Below are 18087 nucleotides of genomic sequence, written 5' to 3' on the forward strand. Positions count from 1 at the left end.
GTCGCCCCGCGGGCCGACTAGCCTGGGCACGTGACCACGACACCTGCGGAACCGGATACCTCTGCCGTCGAGCCCTCGTTCCGGCTGGGCTACGTGCCGGGCGCGACGCCGGCCAAGTGGGCGCGGGTGTGGCGGGAACGGCTGCCGACCGAGCGTCTGGAGCTCGTGCAGGTCGAGGCCCACGACGTCGCCCGGGCGCTCGCCGACGGGGCGGTGGACGCCGCGCTGGGTCGCCTCCCGGTCGACAAGGACGTGCTCCACGCCATCGCCCTGTACGAGGAGGTGCCGGTGGTCGTGGCCTCCCGCGACCACGCGATCGCTGCGCTCGAGGAGCACGAGACGGTGGCGCTGGCCGATCTCGCGGACGAGGTGGTCCAGCACCCGCTCGACGACGTGCTGTGGGACGAGGCGTCGCGCCCGGGCCAGCAGCCGTTCGAGCGGGCCGTCAGCACCAAGGACGCGGTCGCGGTCGTCGCCGCGGGCGTCGGCGTGCTCGTCGTCCCCAAGTCGCTGGCCCGGCTCCACAGCCGCAAGGACGTCGTGCACCGCGAGCTGGCGGACGGTCCGACGGCGCCCGTGGGGCTCGTCTGGCCCCGGGAGAGCGACCATCCCCTGGTGGAGGAGATGGTGGGGATCGTGCGCGGCCGCACGGCGAACAGCTCGCGGGGTCGTCGTGAGGCAGGGCCCGTCGAGGAGCAGTCGTCCGCGAAGAAGAAGTCCCCGGGCGGTTCGTCCGACGCCGCGGCGTCGGGACGCGGGGGCGGGGCCGCGAGCAGGGCGTCGGCGAAGCGGGGCAGCGGCGCCGGAGCTCGGTCGGGTGCGCGGAGTGCTGCGGCGAAGCGTGCGGCACAGGGAAAGCGGGCCCGGCGCCAGGGACGTTGACCCCTGCCGACGCCGACGCCGGGGCGCGGAGGAGCGACCGCGGTCGCGTGGCGCATCTCACCGTCTGGGCGTTGAGCGCGGCGGCACGACTGCCCTATCGTTCATGACGACACGACGTCTCGAAAACCCTGGAGCAACCATGACTGGCACCACGATCGCCCCGTCCGGCCTGAGCTCGACCCTCGCCACGGTGCGGCGGATCTCGCTGCGCCTCGTCAACGTCTCGGCGTGGCTGGTCTTCGCCATGGCCTGGGGGCAGATCGCGACCGCCGGCTACGGGCTGTTCGCCATCGAGTCGATGCCGATGACCGAGGCGAGCAGCCTCGACGCGCACCGGACGCTCGGCTACGCCACCGAGTTCGTCGGCGTCGGGATGATGGTCTTCCTGCTCGTCGCCTGGCCGCGCTGGTCCGTCACCTGGCCCGCGGTGACCCTGTTCGCCGTCATGCTCGTCCAGCCGGTGCTGCAGCGGCTCGGCGACACCGCACCGATCCTCGGTGCGATGCACGCGGCCAACGCGCTCGTCACGATCGCGCTGGCCTTCCTCGTCGCACGCCGTGCGCAGCGGGCGCTCTCGTGCCGCGACTGACCAGCGGGCGGACGCTCGAGGAGCACCGCGAGCACATGCAGGAGCAGATCCTCGACGCGTTCGAGGAGGTCCTGGCCGAGAAGGGCTGGGACGCCGTCACCATGCGGGAGGTCGCCTCTCGTGCCGGCGCCACCCGGACGGTGGTGTACAACTACCACGCCGACCGCACGGCGCTCCTGGTCGCGTGGTCGGACCGGGAGATGGACCGGTTCCTGGATCTCTGCGAGCGCGAGCTCGCCGAGCGGTCGGACCCCGTCGAGCGCCTGGATCTGCTCACCACGCTGGTGCTCACCGAGTACTCGGTCCAGCGCGGCCCGACGGCGGACATCCACGGGGTGCTCTCCCCGAAGGACCAGGCGGCGCTCGACGGGCACGCCAAGCCGCTGCACGAGGCGGTCGCCTTCGTCCTGCGCTCCGGAAACCTGTCCGGGCAGATGGACTGCGACGACGCAGAGACCGCGGGCAGGGTGATCCTGGCGGCGCTGGAGACCGAACGTCCGACGCTCCACGGCGGTGGTCGTCTCGACGAGTCGGTGGCCAGGATCCAGCCGGTCGTCCGACGCATCGCCGGAGTCGGTCCCGGCGCCTGACCTACCGGGGCACCGTGACGAACACGTCGAAGAGCCCGGGGTGATGGGCGTTGACCAGCACCATGAAGACCACGGCGTCGAAGAGCAGGTGGACCGTGACCACGTACGCGAGGGACTGCGAACGCGCGAAGATCCACCCCTGGACGAGGGCGAACGGCACCGTCAGGAGCGGACCCCACTCCCGGTACCCGAGCTCCCAGAGGAACGAGACGAAGACGGTCGCCTGCAGGACGTTGGCGAGCCAGAGGGGGAAGTGACGGCGCAGGAGGGCGAAGACCGTGCAGACGAAGAAGAGCTCGTCCCACAGCCCGACGGCGTTGACGCCGACGAAGAGCCGGGCGATCTCGTCGCCACCGGTGATCTCGGGCCAGTTGCGGTAGGCGCCCGACCCGACGAGGTAGAACGGCAGCACCAGGTACCCGATCACGACGACGCCGACCAGGTAGGCCCACTGCGTCCGGGTCCACCTGCGGCCCGTCCGCCACGGGAAGGTGATCGTCCGGTCGCCGAGGACGAACCTGCTGAGGACGAAGGGCACGACGACGGCGGCCGTCAGCACGACCGTGAACCGCACCATCCCGCCGTCCGAGAGGTCAGCTGCGAGCGAGATCGTGCTGAGGATCGCCATGCCGACGCCGACGAGCCCGAGGTCTCGTCCCAGCCGGCGATCGACGAGCAGGGCGAGCGCGACGCCCGCGACGAGCGGGACGTATCCCAGGGGACGCAGGTGCACCGCGAAGATCAGCACCGCCGACCCGCAGACGAGCAGGGCCGCGAGAACTCTCGCCGCCCCAACGGCGACGGACTCGGTGGTGGGGGCGGGCGTCGTCGTCATCCGTCACACTCTGTCAGGTCGGCGCCTGCTCGCAGAGGACCGGCGCCGACCCCGGGGGAGGGGATCGGCGCCGGTCGTCGAGGGCCCGGCGGCTACGCCGGGATGGAGCAGGCCACGCCCGTGGAGTGCACGGGGCAGTAGCCGGCCGGGTTCTTGTGCAGGTACTGCTGGTGCTCGTTCTCGGCGTAGTAGAACGGGCCGGCCTCCTCGGCCGGCTTCAGCTCGGTGCTGATCCGGCCGAAGCCGCGCTCCGCCAGGCTCTTCTCGAACATCTCGTGGGTCGCGCGGACCACCTGCTCCTGCTCCGGCGTCGTCCAGTACACGGCGGAGCGGTACTGGGTGCCGACGTCGTTGCCCTGGCGGTAGCCCTGCGTCGGGTCGTGCGACTCCCAGAACGCCTTGAGGATCTCGGCGTCGCTGATCTTCGCCGGGTCGTAGGCCACCATCACGGTCTCCGTGTGGCCCGTGCGCGACGTGCAGACCTCCTCGTACGACGGGTTCTCGGTGAACCCGCCCTGGTAACCGGCAGCGGTCGTGACGACGCCCGGCAGCTGCCAGAACTCCTTCTCCGCACCCCAGAAACAGCCCAGTGCCAGGTAGATCACGCGTGTGCCCTCGGGCCACGGGCCTGCGAGCGGGGTGCCGAGGACGGTGTGGGTGCCGGGGGTGGTGACCGGCGTCGAACGTCCAGCGAGTGCCTTGTCCGCGGTGACCATCGTGGACCGCAGGGACGAACCGAACAATGCGTCGAACATCTGAACCTCCGTCTGCGACCCCCGGGTCGGGGTCACGTCAGGAGAACACGCGCAGGGGCCGCGGATGTTCCCGGACCCGCCCGCCCGCGTGTCGCACGGCCGCTCCGGGTGCGTGGACGCCGTCTCGCCGTAGCCTGGGGCGATGAGATGTGAGTGCCGAGGATCCATGTTCGTGCAGGTCAGCGAGGGTCGTCCGTGACGACGAAGCACCCTGACGTCGACCCTGCCGACGGGGCGGACGAACCCGTCGCGGGTGACGAGCCGGTCGCGGCGGTCGAGGCGGTCGAGCTCGTCGACGCGGATCCGGGCGCGGACCGGGTGCCGGTGCCGTCCTCCATCCAGACCGCGGCCTCGTGGTCGTGGCGGCTCCTGGTGATCGCGCTCGCCACGGCAGCCCTCCTCTTCCTGATCGTCGAGCTCGACGTCATCGTCGTGCCCGTGGCGATCGCACTGCTCTTCACGGTGCTCCTGCTGCCGGTCAGGATCTTCCTCGAGCGCTACCTCCGCTTCAACCGCGGCGCAGCCGCCGGGACCGCGCTGGTCGGGACGATCATCGTCGTCGCCGCCCTGATCGCGGTCGCCGGCCGGTCGATCGTCACCGGCTTCCAGGACCTGGCCGACCAGGCCGTCGCAGGCTTCCGCGAGATGCTCGACTGGGTCGGCGGGCCGCCGCTCAACATCGACGTCGAGACGCTGCGCTCGTGGATGGACGAGGCGTTCTCGGCCTTCTCGAGCATGCAGAGCGAGGTGCTCTCCGGCGCGGTCGGCGCGGCGACCACCGTCGGCCACGTCTTCGCCGGGATCGCCATCGCGCTGTTCTGCACCTTCTTCTTCCTCTACGACGGCCGCACGATCTGGTCGTGGTGCGTCGGCCTGCTGCCGGTGCGCTCGCGCGACGTCGTGCACCAGGCGGCGCGTCGAGGGTTCGTCACCCTGTCCGCCTACGCGCGCACACAGATCCTCGTGGCGTTCGTGGACGGTGTCGGGATCGGCACGGGTGCGGCGATCCTCGGGGTCCCGCTGGCCCTCCCGCTCGGCTTCCTGGTGTTCGTCGGAGCCTTCATCCCGATCGTCGGTGCGGTGCTCTCGGGTGCGGTGGCCGTCCTGATCGCGCTGGTGGCGAAGGGCTGGATCACCGCGCTGATCATGCTCGGGGTCGTCCTGCTCGTCCAGCAGATCGAGGGTCACGTGCTGCAGCCGTTCCTCATGGGTCACGCGCTCTCGTTGCACCCGGTCGCCGTCCTCCTCGCCGTGGCCGCCGGTGCCTTCACCGCCGGGATCGTCGGCGCGCTCTTCGCCGTGCCGATCGTGGCGACGCTCAACACCGTGGTGCTCTACCTTCACGGCCATGACAAGTTCCCCGAGCTCGGGACGGCAGACCACGCCGTCGTGCGGGGGAGTCCTGCGCTGCCGGTGGTCGTCCGCCACGCCGAGTACGGCATGGTGCCGGAGGCGCAGACGGCTCAGGAGCACGTCGACCGCGTACGGCGGTTCGTCTGGCGCGGGGAGCGCACCGGAGCCTCGCGCCGCGGCGGCAGACGTTCGTCGCACGACGAGAGCCGACCGTCCCCGGACGCGGACGACTAGGACCCCTCAGATGCGCGAACACCGCCGCCCCGGCATCGGGACGGCGGTGTTCGCGCAGGAGGGCCGTGCGCTCAGGAGCTGTACGGCTTCGCGTCGAGGATCTCGACGGTGATCTGTGCACCGCTCGGGGCTGCGTACGACGCCGAGTCCCCGGCCTTCTTGCCGTCGATCGCCGCGCCGAGGGGAGACGTGGGGGAGTAGACGTCGAGGTCCGTCGACTCGGCCATCTCACGAGAGCCGAAGAGGAAGACCATCTCGTCGCCCGCGACGGTCGCGGTCACGACCATGCCCGGCTCGACCTTGCCGTCGTCCGGCGGGGTCCCGACCTGGACACGTCGCAGCTTCTCGGTGAGCTCACGCACGCGGGCCTCGTTCTTGGCCTGCTCCTCACGAGCCGCGTGGTAGCCGCCGTTCTCCTTGAGGTCACCCTCGTCGCGGGCCGCAGCGATGCGCTCCGCGATCTCGGTGCGGCCGGGGCCGGAGATGTGGTCCAGCTCCGCCTGAAGCTTGTCGTGAGCCTCCTGGGTCAGCCAGGTGACGTTGTTGTCGGTCACAGGTGTCGCTCCTTCCGCTTGCGTGAGGCGCACGTCGAAGCCCTGCTCCGCGCCAGTGAAGCGACGGGGCCCGGGGGCGTCACGTGGTCTCGATCGGTACGTGCCCACCGCCATGCGCCTGCGAGTGCCGGTGCTTCTGGTGCGGCTGAATCGCTCAGGATACCAAATTCGCCCGTGCGCGGGGAGTCTCTGCCCCGAGCTCTGCCCCGAGCTCTGCCCCTACGACGCGTCGCACACCTGGACGAGGCCGGTCGTGGCCTCCTCGCTCGTGGCGATCGTCGCCGTGTACCGCGTCGTCCTCGCGTCGTTCGGCCCGACGTTCACGGTCCGGGTGCCGACCTGGGCGTACCCGGTGTTGAGCGCGTCGAGCGTGCAGGTGGCGGTCGTACCCGGTTCCATCGTGACGTCGAACGTCACGTCGACCTGCTCGGAGCTGACGACGTCGAACCCCACGTCCTTCCACTCGACGGAACCGCGGGCGTTCTCGACCGTGGTCCACGCCAGGAAGAACGTGCCGACGACGACGAACACGATGACGAAGATCAGGGGCTTGCGCGAGGGCTTCGGCGCGCGTCCGTAGCGGTCGGCGAGCAGTGCGGCGGTGTCCACCGAGGTGGGGCCGGCGTCGGCGGCGGACTCGGGCTGCGGTGCTGCGCTCTGGGACATGACCAACCTGACGGTGCGAAAGACGTTCGGGGTGCGCGATCATTGTCCCTGACCGGACGCGCGGAAACCACCACGCGTCGCCACCGCACCACCCGAGGAGGACCCGTGGCCGACCAGGCCTCACCAGTCTCGAACGCAGCGCCGCGGGCGCGGGACGGCGAGCCGCTGCGGCTCATGGCCGTGCACGCGCACCCGGACGACGAGTCGAGCAAGGGCGCGGCGACGATGGCCCGGTACGCGGCCGAGGGCGTCGAGGTGCTCGTCGTCACGTGCACCGGCGGCGAGCGCGGCGACATCCTGAACCCGAGCTTCGGCGAGGCGCCCGAGTCGCCCGAGGCGATGGCGGCGCTGCGCCGCGCCGAGATGGCCGCTGCGGCCGCCTCGCTCGGGGTCGAGCAGGAGTGGCTCGGGTTCGTCGACTCCGGACTGCCCCAGGGGGACCCGCTGCCCCCGTTGCCCCCGGAGTGCTTCGCGCTCGTCCCGCTCGAGGAGGCCTCGGCCCCGCTCGTCGAGCTGATGCGCACGTTCCGTCCGCACGTCGTGACGACGTACGACCCGTCCGGCGGCTACCCGCACCCGGACCACATCAAGTGCCACCAGATCTCGGCCGAGGCCTTCGCCGCGGCCGGTGACCCGGAGCGGTACCGCCGCGACGGCGGCGCCGACGCCTGGACGCCGCTGAAGATGTACTACAACCACGACTTCTCGATGCAGCGGATCCGGACCGTCCACGAGGCGTGCCTCGCGGCCGAGATCGAGTCGCCCTTCGGTGCGTGGGTCGAGCGACGCGAGGCGCAGGAGATCCCGGAGCGCGAGGTCACGACGCGCATCGACGTCGTCGGACACTTCGCGGCCCGGGACGGGGCGCTCCGTGCGCATGCGACGCAGATCGACCCCGACGGGTTCTTCTTCGCGGTCCCGCGCGACCTCGAGGCCGAGATCTGGCCGTGGGAGGAGTACGAGCTCGCGGAGTCGCGTGTCGGCGACGTCGTGCCCGTCGACGGGTACGAGCGCGATCTCTTCGCAGGGATTCGGGGGGACGAGCGATGAGCGGCCTCGCGACGCTGCTCGTCGCCGCGGAGGACCCGGACCTTCGCCCCGAGCTGGACCCGTACGACGTCTCTCCAGGACTCGTCGGGTTCCTCGTGATGTTCGTCATCGCGCTCGCGTGCATCCTGCTGTTCCTGTCGTTGACCAAGCACCTGCGGCGCTCGAAGCACAACGAGTCGCTCCGGGACCGCGAGGCGCACCGCGGGGACGCGGAGGACGGCCCTGGGCAGGACGACGACGGGACCGACGCGACGAACGGGGCGGCGAGGGCGCGCGACGGTGCGGAGCCGGAGGGATCCTCCGACGCGGACACCTCGTCGGGGTCGGACGACGACTGAGATGGCTCGCGTCACGATCGGGCAGCTCGAGGTCTCCGGCGACCACGCGGCCGGCCGCGAGGTCGCCCGGCGTGCGATCCGCTCGGCGCACGAGGTGCGCGCCGACCTGCTGGTGCTGCCGGAGTACGCGTCGGGCTTCGACCCGGCTGGCGTCGGCGTCGAGCATGCCGAGCCTCTGGACGGGCCCTTCGTGACGATGCTGCGTCGTGAGGCGCGGCGCACCGGTGTCGCCGTCATCGCGGGGACGACCCTGCTCGGGGACGATCCGGGCAGGGCCGTCAACGCCGTCGTCGCGGTCGACGGGTCCGGCGAGCTTCAGGGGGTGTACCGGAAGGTGCACCTCTACGACGCGTTCGGCCACCGGGAGTCGGACCGGCTCGAGGCCGGGCCCGCCGACGCGGAGCCGCTGGTGCTCGACGTCGCGGGCCTGCGGTTCGGCGTGATGACCTGCTACGACCTGAGGTTCCCGGAGTCGGCCCGGCGGCTCGTCGACGCGGGCGCGGACGTGCTCGTCGTGCCCGCGGCGTGGGCTGCGGGTCCGATGAAGGCCGACCACTGGCGGACCCTCGCACGGGCCCGTGCCATCGAGAACACCGCGGTCGTGCTGGCCGTGGGCCAGGCGGGGCGTGGGGTGACAGGACGGTCCGTGCTCGTCGGGCCTGACGGCGTCGTGGGACTCGAGTGCGGGGAGACACCGGAGCTGCGGACGATCGACCTCGACCAGCAGTCCCTCGCGCAGGTCCGGGAGGCGAATCCGTCGCTGGCCAACCGGCGCTACGACGTCGTCCCGCGGTCCGGGACCGCCGGCACGCGCTGAGGTCAGCGCACCGCGAGGACCGCGAGCATGATCGCCGCATAGTGGCAGCCGTACCCGACCACGGTCAGGACGTGGAAGATCTCGTGGAACCCGAACCAGCGCGGGCTCGGGTTGGGCCTCTTCAGGCCGTAGACGACGGCGCCCGCGGTGTACGCGACCCCGCCGGCGATGACGAGCCAGAGGATCGCGGGCCCGCCGTTCTCGAGGAACGCGGGCATGAACCAGACGGCGACCCATCCGAGCGCGATGTAGATCGGCACGTAGACCCAGCGCGGCGCGTTGAGCCAGATGATCCGGGCCGCGAGGCCGAGCAGCGCGCCCGACCAGACGGTCACGAGCAGGATGGTCGCGGTCTGCTCCGGCAGGAGGAGGACCGCGAGCGGCGTGTAGGTGCCCGCGATGATCAGGAAGATGTTGGAGTGGTCCGCGCGTCGCAGGATTCCGGCGACCCGGTCCGACCAGCGTCCACGGTGGTAGACCGCGCTCGTCCCGAAGAGCAGGCAGGCCGTGATCCCGAAGACGACGCAGGAGATACGTGCCGCGCCTTCCGGGGCCAGTGCCACGAGCACGATGCTGGCCGCGAGGACGAGGGGGAAGGTCCCCGCGTGGATCCACCCCCGCAGCTTGGGCTTGACGGCCCGCGCCGCGTTGAGCGCACTGTCCTTGATGTTGTCCACGGCGGCTCCTGAGGCCTTGTTCACGCTCGCGACGGTCTCGGCGACGCGGGTCGTCGTGTCGGCGGGTTGTGCGTGTCGGCCTGTGTCAGCCACGGGTGCTCCTCGCTGTGATGGATCTACCTACGCAATCGTAGGTTACGGAGGCGTAGGTTTCGACGGCGCCGACGTGAAGGTTCTGTGTCCAGGGTGGCGGAACTTGCGGGGGATGTCCTGCGGGCCGAGGGGGTGTGTGACCGCTCGGGTACGGTATGCGCTGTACGGGTGCGTGAAATGTCGCGTGCCGACCCGTCGCCCGAGTCGAGGAGTGCCGTGCGCCTGCCCCACCCGCTCTACAACCTCTACGAGCGGCGGCTCGCCAACTCCCTGGACCGCCGATCCGTCCCGCGCCACGTCGGCGTCATCCTCGACGGCAACCGTCGGTGGGCCAAGACCTTCGGCGAACCCGCCGCGCACGGTCACCGCCGCGGCGCGCACAAGATCACCGACTTTCTCGGCTGGAGCGAGGACCTCGGGATCGAGGTCGTCACGCTCTGGATGCTCTCGACCCACAACCTGGCCCGCTCGCCCGAGGAGCTCGTGGAGCTGCTCGACATCATCGACGACGCCGTGCAGTCCCTGGCCGACTCGGGGCGCTGGCGCCTGCGCGTCGTCGGCCGGCTCGACCTCCTCCCCGAGCGCATCGTTGCGAGCCTGCGGGGCGCCGAGGAGCGGACGTCCTCGATCGAGGGGCTGCAGGTCAACGTCGCCATCGGCTACGGCGGTCGGCACGAGATCGCCGACGCCGTCCGGGAGACGCTGCGCGAGGCCGACCGGCGAGGCGTCACCCTCGCGGAGCTCGCCGAGCGGCTCGACGTCGAGGACATCGAGGCCCATCTCTACACCAAGGGTCAGCCCGACCCGGAGCTGCTGATCCGTACCTCCGGCGAGCAGCGGCTCAGCGGCTTCCTGCTCTGGCAGTCCGCGCAGTCGGAGTACTACTTCTGCGAGGCCTACTGGCCCGACTTCCGGCGCGTCGACTACCTGCGCGCGCTGCGTGCGTACTCGGACCGGGAGCGTCGGCTCGGGCGCTGACCGCGCTCGCACGACGAAGGCCCCCACCCAACGGTGGGGGCCTTCGTCGTACCGTCTCAGAGCGCCTGGATGATCTTCTCGACCTGGTCCTTGGCGTCTCCGAAGAGCATGGACGTGTTGTCCTTGAAGAACAGCGGGTTCTGGACGCCGGCGTATCCGGTGGCCATCGACCGCTTGAAGACGACGACCTTCTTCGCGTCCCAGACGGTGAGCACAGGCATCCCGGCGATGGGGGAGCTCGGGTCGTCGAGGGCGGCCGGGTTGACCGTGTCGTTCGCCCCGATGACGAGCACGACGTCCGTGTCCGCGAGGTCAGGGTTGACCTCGTCCATCTCCAGCACGATGTCGTACGGCACGCGAGCCTCCGCGAGCAGCACGTTCATGTGCCCGGGGAGGCGTCCGGCCACGGGGTGGACCCCGAAGCGCACGTCGACCCCCTGCGCCCGCAGACGCCCGACCAGGTCGGCCACGGGGTACTGGGCCTTGGCGACGGCCATGCCGTACCCGGGGGTGATGACGACGCGCTCTGCGTCCTGCAGGAGCGCGGCGACGTCGGCGGCGTCGGTCTCGTGGTGCTCGCCGTCCACGGCGGCCGCCGGTGCTGCGCCGGAGGCGGCTCCGTAGCCGCCGAGGATGACGGAGATGAACGAGCGGTTCATCGCGCGGCACATGATGTAGCTGAGGATCGCGCCCGAGGAGCCGACCAGTGCACCGGTGATGATCAGCAGGTCGTTGCTCAGCATGAAGCCGGCGGCCGCGGCGGCCCAGCCGGAGTAGCTGTTGAGCATGGAGACGACGACGGGCATGTCGCCGCCGCCGATCGCGGCCACGAGGTGCCAGCCGAGCAGCAGCGCGATCACGGTCATCAGCAGCAGCGGCACCACGGAGCCGGTGGCGAGGAACCACCACAGGAGCCCGGCCGACGCGACCAGCGCCGCGACGTTCAGGATGTTGCGGCCGGGCAGCGTCAGCGGTGCGCTCGAGATCTTCGCGGAGAGCTTGAGGTACGCGACGATCGACCCGGTGAACGTCACGGCTCCGATGAGCACGCCGAGGTAGACCTCGACGAGGTGTGCGGGGTCGCCGGGCTCGGTCATGTACGAGTTGAACCCGACGAGCACGGCGGCGAGGCCGACGAAGCTGTGCAGGACGGCGATGAGCTCGGGCATCTGCGTCATCTCGACGCTGCGCGCCCGCCAGAGCCCGACGCTCGCGCCGACGGCGAACACGACGGCGATCAGCGTGAGCGTCACGGCGACGGGTCGCTCGCTCTGGTCGGCGGCGAGCAGGACGGTCGCGACGAGTGCGAGAGCCATGCCGGCCATCCCGAGCATGGTGCCGCGCTTGGCGGACTCCTGCCGGTTGAGCCCGGCGAGGCTGAGCACGAAGAGGACGGCGGCGACGACGTACGTGGCCTGGGCGAGGGAGGTCAGGGTCATCTCAGGCGTCCTTCCGGAACATGGCGAGCATCCGGTAGGCGACGGCGAAGCCACCGAAGATGTTGATCGACGCCACGGTGGCGGCGACGCACGCGAGGATGGTGACGAGCAGGTTGTCGCTCCCGATCTGCAGGAGCGCACCGACGATGATGATCCCGGAGATCGCGTTGGTCTGCGCCATCAGGGGCGTGTGCAGGGAGTGGGAGACCTGCGAGATCACGTAGTACCCGACGATCGTGGCGAGGACGAGGACCGTCGCGTGCCCGACGACGTCGGGCGGGGAGTAGGAGAGCGCCAGGATCAGCAGGACGGCGGCGAGCGCCCCGCCGACGAGGTTGCGACGGGACCGGCGCTCCTTGGCCTGCTGGGCGGCGTACGCCTGCGCGGCCGGGTCGACCGGGGGCGGTGTCTCCTCGGCGGGCTCGGCCACCGGGGCCGCAGACACCTGCACGGGCGGCGGCGGCCACAGGGTCTCGCCGGCGTGGGTGACCGTCATGCCGCGCTGGACGACGTCCTCGAGGTCGAGGGTGAGCTCGCCGTCCTTCTCGGGCGTGAGCAGCGCCATCAGGTGGACGATGTTCGTCCCGAGCAGCTGGGCCGTGTGCTGCGGCATGCGCGACGTGAGGTCGGTGGCACCGATGATCACGACGCCGTTCTCCGTGACCACGCGCTCGCCGGGGACGGTCAGCTCGCAGTTGCCCCCGCCGGACGCGGCGAGGTCCACGATCACGCTGCCGGGACGCATGCCGGCGACCATCTCGGCGGTGATGGTCGTCGGTGCGGAGCCTCGCACCAGGGCCGTGGTGATCACGACGTCGGCGCGCGCGGACTCCTCGGCGTACATCGTGCGGGTGAGCGCCTCCTGCTCCTCGGTCAGCGCGCTGGCGTACCCGTCGGAGCTCACCTCCTGCTGGGCCTGCGCCGCCTGGACGAAGGTCGCACCCATCGACTCGATCTGCTCGCCCACCTCGGGACGCACGTCGAACGCCCGGACCTGTGCGCCGAGGCTCGCGGCGGTGCCGAGAGCGGCAAGGCCCGCCACGCCGGCCCCGATGACGAACACGTCGGCCGGCGGGGTCTTGCCGGCGGCGGTGACCTGGCCCCCGAACATCGCCCCGTACTCCGTCGCGGCCTCGACGACCGCGCGGTACCCGGCGACGTTCGAGAGCGTGCTGAGCACGTCGAGCGACTGCGCCCGCGAGATCCGGGGCACGGCGTCCAGCGCCATCGCCGTGACCTCCTGGGCGCGGAGCTGTTCGACGAGAGCGGGGCGGCTCGCGGGGCTGAGCATCGAGATGAGCGTCGCGCCCGGTCGGAGGCGCGCGACGTCGTCCGGCTCCGGTGGGTTCACGGCCGTCACGACGTCCGCGCTCCAGGCGCCCGCGGTGTCGGTGACGGACGCGCCCGCCTCGACGTACGCGTCGTCGGCCAGGTGGGCGAGGTCGCCCGCCCCGGACTCGACGACGACGTCGTACCCGAGGTCGACAAGCTGTGCGACGGTCCGCGGCGTGGCGGCGACGAGCCGCTCACCGGGCCGATGTTCGCGGGGGACACCGATTCTCATGAGATCCACGCTCCCGTTCTGCGCCGTTGCCGCCGGCGCTGGTGCGGACGGAGGTTCGACGTGCTCGACTGCCAGGCGAATAGTAAAGGACTTCCCATGTCGGGCGGGAGTCCATTGCAGGATGCGAGACAAGCACGGGGGAGATTACGATTCTTCAGGTCGACAGCAGAAGGGCCGGGAAGATGGACTTTGCTTTTTCGCGACGTTCGGCCACCTCCCGCACGCTCCGTGTCCTCGTCGCGCCGGACGCCTTCAAGGGAACCCTCGCCGCCGACGAGGCCGCGCGTGCGATGGCGGAGGGCGTCCTCGCGGCCGCGCCAGACGCGGAGGTGCTGACCCTCCCCATGGCGGACGGGGGTGAGGGCACGCTCCGGGCGTTCGTCGCCGCGTCGACCGCAGATCCCTCTGCGGACGCCGTCGAGCTCGTTCCTGTCGAGACGGTCGACGCGCTCGGGCGCCCGTGCACGGCGCGGTGGGGCCAGGCGGGACGGGTCGCGGTCGTCGAGCTCGCGGAGGCGAGCGGGCTCCCCGGTGTCACGGACCGCCAGTTCGATCCCGTCCACGCGTCGACCGAGGGCACGGGTGTGCTGGTCCGTGCCGCGCTGGACGCAGGGTCCCGGGAGATCCTGCTGGGGCTGGGCGGCTCCGCCTCCGTCGACGGCGGTTCCGGGGTCCTCCGTGCGCTCGGCGTGCGGATCCTCGACCGTCGCGGCGCGGAGGTCCCTCCCGGCGGTGAGGGCCTGCTCAGGGCCTCCGAGCTCGATCTCGACGGACTGGACGCCCGGGCGTCGGCAGTGCGCTGGCGCCTCGCCGTCGACGTGACGAACCCCCTCGTCGGTCCGCAGGGTGCTGCGCGGGCCTTCGGGCCGCAGAAGGGTGCGACGGCGCAGGACGTGGTGCTGCTCGACGAGGCCCTCGGTCGGTGGGCCGACGTGCTGGAGGCGGCGACGGGTGTCCGCGTCCACGACCTGGCAGGGGCGGGGGCCGCCGGTGGTGTGCCTGCGGGACTGGTCGCGGTGCTCGGGGCGGAGATCGAGCCGGGCGCGGAGCTCGTCGCCGACGCGCTCGGCATCCCCGGTGCGATGGAGCTGGCCGACCTCGTCCTGACCGGCGAGGGGCGGTTCGACGAGTCCTCGTTGCAGGGCAAGGTGGTCGGGACGCTCGCGGCCCTGGCCTCGCGGACGGTCGACCCTCCACCTGTGGTCGTTCTCACGGGTCGCGTCGGACTCCCGTTGACCGACGCGGTGGCGGGCGGCGTGACGCACGTCGTGGAGCTCGTGCCGGCGGACGGGTCCACCGCCGACGAGCTTCGCGCACGGACCCCCGGTCTGCTGCGGGAGCAGTCCGAGGTCCTCGTGCGCGAGATCTTGCGTCGCCCCTGACCTGGCCGGGGCTATCCCTCCGTCGCGGGGACGACGTCGTAGGTCAGATAGGCGAACTGGGCCCGCCGGGTCACGTCGGCGAGCCGCAGCCGGCTCGCCTCGACCCGTCGCGGGAGCAGCGGGGCGCCCCCGCCAAGCGTCACCGGTGCGACGGCGACGACGATCTGGTCCAGCGCACCGGCGTCCAGGAACTGTCCCGCCAGGTCCCCACCGCCCACGACCCACACGTCCTTGTCGCCTGCCGCCGACCAGATCGAGGGCAGCGTGTCGACGACGTCGCCGCGCACCACCCGGACGTCGGCGCCGTCAGGCGTGGGCAGGTCGCGCGACGAGAAGACGAAGGTCGGCACCGTGCCGTACAGCGTCTGCCACCGCTCGGGCTCCGCGAGCAGCTTCTCCTGGTCGACGACCCAGGAGTAGGTCGTCGACCCCTCGACGAGGGCGCCGACCTGCGCGTAGAACTCGCCGAAGAACGCGTCGGCCTCGTCCCCGCCGTCGTCGACGGCGAACAGCCAGTCCAGCGCACCGCCCTCGTCGGCGATGAACCCGTCGAGGCTGGAGGCGGTGTAGAAGACGGTGCGAGGCATCTGCCCAGGCTAGACGACGGTGGCGTCGTCGACGGGTCCGTCTTGCACGGGCGGAGCGAGGCGCGCCTCGCGGTCGCCGCGGGTTCGGAAGAGGAGCGCCGTGACGACGGTGCCCGCCAGGAAGAACCCTGCCGACCACAGGTATGCGACGTCGTAGCTGTGGATCGCCGCCTCTGCCATCACCGCTGCGTCCGCCGGCTGGTGCGTGCTGACGTACGTCGTGGCGGCGGTCGCGGCGAGCGTGTTGAGCACGGCCGTGCCGATCGCCCCGCCCACCTGCTGGCTCGTCGACACCATCGCGGAGGCGACGCCGGCGTACCGGGGCTCGACGCCCAGCGTCGCGAGCTGGAACGACGGCGGCATCGTGGACCCCATGCCGATGCCCATGAGGATCAGCCCGGGCATCACGTCGGTGGCGTACGTCGAGTCGCTCGCGAGCTGCGTGAACCACATCATGCCGACGGCGCTCGTGGCCAGGCCGACGGGGACCAGGACCTTGGGTCCGAACCGGGGCAGGGTGATGTTGTTCGAGACCTGGGCGGTGATGACGATCGCGATCACCATGGGCAGGAACGCGAGCCCCGTCGTCATGGGTGAGTACCCCATCGACGACTGGAGGTAGTACGTCAGGAAGAGGAACACCCCGAACATCCCCGAGCCGGCGACGAGGATCGCGACGTACGCGGCTCCGCGGTCACGGTCGAGGACCACGTGCATCGGCAGGAGGGGTTGCGGGGCGCGTCGCTGCCAGAGGACGAACGCGACGATCAGCACGACGGAGGCGACGAGGGGGCCCCAGGTCCAGGCAGAGTCCCATCCGCGCGGTTCCGCCTGGGAGAAGCCGTAGACGAGTGCGAAGAGCCCGGTGGAACCGAGCAGGACCCCGGGGACGTCGAGACTCTGTCGCCGGGTCTGCTCGCCGCGCGGCAGCAGGATCGCACCCGCGACCAGGGCCACCGCGGCGAAGATCAGGTTGACGTACAGGTTCCAGCGCCAGTCGAAGTTTTCGGTGAGGTATCCGCCGAGCAGGAGTCCGACAGCACCGCCCATGCCGGCGATCGCCCCGAACACGCCGAAGGCGCGGCCGCGCTCCTTCGGGTCGGTGAAGGTCGTCGTGAGGACCGCGAGCGCCGACGGCGCCAGGAGAGCGCCGAACACGCCCTGGAGCGCGCGGGCCGCCACGAGCATCTCGAAGCTCTGCGCGGCACCTCCCATCGCCGACGCACCGGCGAACCCGACGAGGCCGACGAGGAACGTGCGTCGTCGGCCGAGGATGTCGGAGAGCCGCCCGCCGAGCAGCAGGAGGCTGCCGAAGGCGAGCGCGTACGCCGTGACGACCCACTGGCGGTCGTTGTCGCTGAACCCGAGGTCGGCCTGGGCGGACGGCATCGCGATGTTCACGATCGTCGCGTCGAGCACGACCATGAGCTGGGCGAGGGCGACGGTCGCGAGGACCCACCAACGGTGGGACGGGCGGTGGGGCGCGGGGGTCCCCGCGGTGGTGGCGGACGGCATCCGGAGTGCTCCTGACGGTGGTCGGTAGGATGAGGATATTCCTGAACTCGTCAGTATCGAAACTCGGCAGTCTCGAAAATATTCCCAGGAGGAACCATGGCCGACGGGGACACCACGAGTCCCGGCAGCACCCGGAGCGCGCACCACGCCGTCGGGCGCCCGCGGGACTCCGGTCGGGACGAGGTGATCGTCGCGGCCGCCCGGGACCTGATCTCCGAGGTTGGGTTCGACGCGATGACCATGGATGCCGTCGCGGCCCGCGCCGGAGCCGGCAAGTCGACTCTCTACCGTCGGTGGTCCACCAAGGAGGAGCTTGCCGTGGATGCCCTGACCTGGGGACTCGGTCCTGGCGTCAGCGTGCACGACGTGCCCGACACTGGCTCGCTGCGTGGGGACCTGGCGGAGCTCGAGCGGCTCAAGGGCGGGGACCGGTCCGATCGGGTCATGGCCGGGATACTCCCGGCGTTGCGCCGTGACCACGAGCTCGCGCGTGTCTTTCACGACCGGTTCGTGGTGGCCCGCGTCGGCATCATGCGGGCGGTGCTCGAGCGCGCGCGGGAGCGCGGGGAGGTGCCACCGGAGCGAGACCTCGACATGGTGGCGACCGTGGCACCCGCGATGGCCGCGTTCCGCCTGGTCATCGGTGGCGAGCGGCCCGACCCGGGGTACATGGCGCGGGTCGTCGACGAGGTGATCGTGCCGCTCGCCACGGCGCCCGTGTCCCCCGCCTGACGACGGGCGGCACGGGCGCCGTGGTGTGGGTGCCGGGTCAGTCGGTGACGGCGAACGCGTCGATCTCGACGAGCATCTCCTCGCGCGGCAGACCCGTCATGACCGTGGTGCGGCTCGGCAGCACCCCGCCGGGGCTGTGCTTCTCGACGAACTCGCCGTAGGCCTCGTTCATCGCCGCGAAGTCCTCGCGCTTGGTCAGGTACACGCGCAGCATGACGACGTCGTCGAAGGTGGCACCGGACGCCTCGACGATCGCACGGACGTTCTCCAGGGTGCGGGTGGTCTGGGCGGCCACGTCGCCGGGGAAGAGGTACTCGCTCGTCGCGGGGTCCACGGGTCCCTGGCCCGAGACCTGGACGAACGGCCCCTTGCGGACACCCTGGTGGAACGTGTGCGCCGGCGCGGGGGCGTCGGGCGTGGACAGAGCGGTCTTGGTCATCGGATCTCCTCGGTGTGT

Annotated in this window: 20 protein-coding genes; 10 read left to right on the forward strand and 10 right to left on the reverse strand. The window is 71.3% G+C overall.

Annotation, left to right across the window (positions count from 1 at the left end; genetic code table 11):
• Positions 1 to 30 precede the first annotated feature (30 nt).
• The 3 genes from Q343_RS0107975 to Q343_RS0107985 all read left to right on the forward strand — a co-directional run bounded on the left by Q343_RS0107975 (position 31) and on the right by Q343_RS0107985 (position 2061).
• Positions 31 to 882, forward strand: coding sequence for a LysR substrate-binding domain-containing protein (locus Q343_RS0107975; RefSeq protein ID WP_029253056.1), 852 nt, complete (start codon positions 31 to 33; stop codon positions 880 to 882).
• Between the two features lie 139 nt (positions 883 to 1021).
• Positions 1022 to 1471, forward strand: a complete 450-nt coding sequence (locus tag Q343_RS0107980) for a hypothetical protein (RefSeq protein ID WP_029253057.1) — start codon at positions 1022 to 1024, stop codon at positions 1469 to 1471.
• Complete coding sequence (locus tag Q343_RS0107985; RefSeq protein WP_029253058.1) at positions 1459 to 2061, forward strand: TetR/AcrR family transcriptional regulator; 603 nt, start codon at positions 1459 to 1461, stop codon at positions 2059 to 2061. The genes Q343_RS0107980 and Q343_RS0107985 overlap by 13 nt, the downstream gene beginning before the upstream one ends.
• A gap of 1 nt (position 2062) precedes the next feature.
• Here Q343_RS0107985 and Q343_RS0107990 read toward each other — a convergent pair whose 3' ends face one another.
• Together Q343_RS0107990 and msrA are read right to left on the reverse strand one after the other, a co-directional pair.
• On the reverse strand, positions 2063 to 2896 hold the full coding sequence (locus Q343_RS0107990) for a CPBP family intramembrane glutamic endopeptidase (RefSeq protein WP_029253059.1): 834 nt from the start codon (positions 2894 to 2896) through the stop codon (positions 2063 to 2065).
• A 92-nt stretch (positions 2897 to 2988) separates the two neighbouring features.
• Entirely contained in the window at positions 2989 to 3651 is a 663-nt protein-coding gene (msrA, locus tag Q343_RS0107995; protein ID WP_029253060.1) for a peptide-methionine (S)-S-oxide reductase MsrA, read from the reverse strand.
• Between the two features lie 195 nt (positions 3652 to 3846).
• Between msrA and Q343_RS0108000 the strand changes: the two genes are divergently transcribed.
• A complete protein-coding gene (locus tag Q343_RS0108000) occupies positions 3847 to 5238 on the forward strand; it encodes an AI-2E family transporter (protein ID WP_052367008.1) in 1392 nt (463 codons plus the stop codon).
• Between the two features lie 71 nt (positions 5239 to 5309).
• Here Q343_RS0108000 and greA read toward each other — a convergent pair whose 3' ends face one another.
• Positions 5310 to 5792: a transcription elongation factor GreA gene (greA, locus tag Q343_RS0108005; protein WP_029253062.1), complete on the reverse strand. Its 483-nt coding sequence runs from the start codon at positions 5790 to 5792 to the stop codon at positions 5310 to 5312.
• 219 nt (positions 5793 to 6011) lie between these two features.
• A complete protein-coding gene (locus tag Q343_RS13975; protein WP_052367009.1) occupies positions 6012 to 6458 on the reverse strand; it encodes a DUF4307 domain-containing protein in 447 nt (148 codons plus the stop codon).
• Between the two features lie 174 nt (positions 6459 to 6632).
• Here Q343_RS13975 and mca point away from each other — a divergent pair, with 174 nt between their 5' ends.
• Genes mca through Q343_RS0108025 form a run of 3 tightly spaced genes read left to right on the forward strand, consistent with a single transcriptional unit; the run spans position 6633 to position 8663 of the window.
• Positions 6633 to 7508, forward strand: a complete 876-nt coding sequence (mca, locus tag Q343_RS0108015) for a mycothiol conjugate amidase Mca (RefSeq protein ID WP_043109904.1) — start codon at positions 6633 to 6635, stop codon at positions 7506 to 7508.
• Positions 7505 to 7846 carry a hypothetical protein gene (locus tag Q343_RS13980; RefSeq protein WP_043109790.1) on the forward strand — a complete coding sequence of 114 codons (342 nt, stop codon included), beginning with the start codon at positions 7505 to 7507 and terminating at the stop codon, positions 7844 to 7846. The genes mca and Q343_RS13980 overlap by 4 nt, the downstream gene beginning before the upstream one ends.
• A 1-nt stretch (position 7847) precedes the next feature.
• Positions 7848 to 8663 carry a carbon-nitrogen hydrolase family protein gene (locus Q343_RS0108025; protein ID WP_029253065.1) on the forward strand — a complete coding sequence of 272 codons (816 nt, stop codon included), beginning with the start codon at positions 7848 to 7850 and terminating at the stop codon, positions 8661 to 8663.
• A 2-nt stretch (positions 8664 to 8665) separates the two neighbouring features.
• On the opposite strand, the gene trhA is transcribed toward Q343_RS0108025, so the two are convergent.
• Positions 8666 to 9340: a PAQR family membrane homeostasis protein TrhA gene (trhA, locus tag Q343_RS0108030; protein WP_248616798.1), complete on the reverse strand. Its 675-nt coding sequence runs from the start codon at positions 9338 to 9340 to the stop codon at positions 8666 to 8668.
• Positions 9341 to 9649: 309 nt separating this feature from the next.
• Between trhA and Q343_RS0108035 the strand changes: the two genes are divergently transcribed.
• Complete coding sequence (locus tag Q343_RS0108035) at positions 9650 to 10411, forward strand: isoprenyl transferase (protein ID WP_029253067.1); 762 nt, start codon at positions 9650 to 9652, stop codon at positions 10409 to 10411.
• A gap of 56 nt (positions 10412 to 10467) precedes the next feature.
• Here the strand turns inward: Q343_RS0108035 and pntB are convergent, their stop codons facing one another.
• Both pntB and Q343_RS0108045 read right to left on the reverse strand, forming a co-directional pair.
• Complete coding sequence (pntB, locus tag Q343_RS0108040; protein WP_029253068.1) at positions 10468 to 11850, reverse strand: Re/Si-specific NAD(P)(+) transhydrogenase subunit beta; 1383 nt, start codon at positions 11848 to 11850, stop codon at positions 10468 to 10470.
• A 1-nt stretch (position 11851) separates the two neighbouring features.
• Complete coding sequence (locus Q343_RS0108045; protein WP_029253069.1) at positions 11852 to 13414, reverse strand: Re/Si-specific NAD(P)(+) transhydrogenase subunit alpha; 1563 nt, start codon at positions 13412 to 13414, stop codon at positions 11852 to 11854.
• Between the two features lie 182 nt (positions 13415 to 13596).
• Between Q343_RS0108045 and Q343_RS0108050 the strand changes: the two genes are divergently transcribed.
• Positions 13597 to 14796: a glycerate kinase gene (locus tag Q343_RS0108050; RefSeq protein WP_052367010.1), complete on the forward strand. Its 1200-nt coding sequence runs from the start codon at positions 13597 to 13599 to the stop codon at positions 14794 to 14796.
• Positions 14797 to 14807: 11 nt separating this feature from the next.
• Here Q343_RS0108050 and Q343_RS0108055 read toward each other — a convergent pair whose 3' ends face one another.
• Together Q343_RS0108055 and Q343_RS0108060 are read right to left on the reverse strand one after the other, a co-directional pair.
• Entirely contained in the window at positions 14808 to 15383 is a 576-nt protein-coding gene (locus tag Q343_RS0108055; RefSeq protein WP_029253071.1) for a dihydrofolate reductase family protein, read from the reverse strand.
• Positions 15384 to 15392: 9 nt separating this feature from the next.
• A complete protein-coding gene (locus tag Q343_RS0108060) occupies positions 15393 to 16898 on the reverse strand; it encodes an MFS transporter (RefSeq protein ID WP_052367011.1) in 1506 nt (501 codons plus the stop codon).
• Between the two features lie 96 nt (positions 16899 to 16994).
• On the opposite strand from Q343_RS0108060, the gene Q343_RS0108065 reads away from it, so the two are divergent.
• The gene (locus tag Q343_RS0108065) at positions 16995 to 17630 is read left to right on the forward strand and encodes a TetR/AcrR family transcriptional regulator (RefSeq protein WP_029253247.1); all 636 of its coding nucleotides are present in this window, start codon (positions 16995 to 16997) and stop codon (positions 17628 to 17630) included.
• A 37-nt stretch (positions 17631 to 17667) separates the two neighbouring features.
• Here Q343_RS0108065 and Q343_RS0108070 read toward each other — a convergent pair whose 3' ends face one another.
• Complete coding sequence (locus Q343_RS0108070) at positions 17668 to 18069, reverse strand: RidA family protein (RefSeq protein ID WP_029253073.1); 402 nt, start codon at positions 18067 to 18069, stop codon at positions 17668 to 17670.
• Positions 18070 to 18087 lie beyond the last annotated feature (18 nt).

The organism is Paraoerskovia marina DSM 21750, assembly GCF_000701465.1.
Lineage (GTDB): Bacteria > Actinomycetota > Actinomycetes > Actinomycetales > Cellulomonadaceae > Paraoerskovia > Paraoerskovia marina.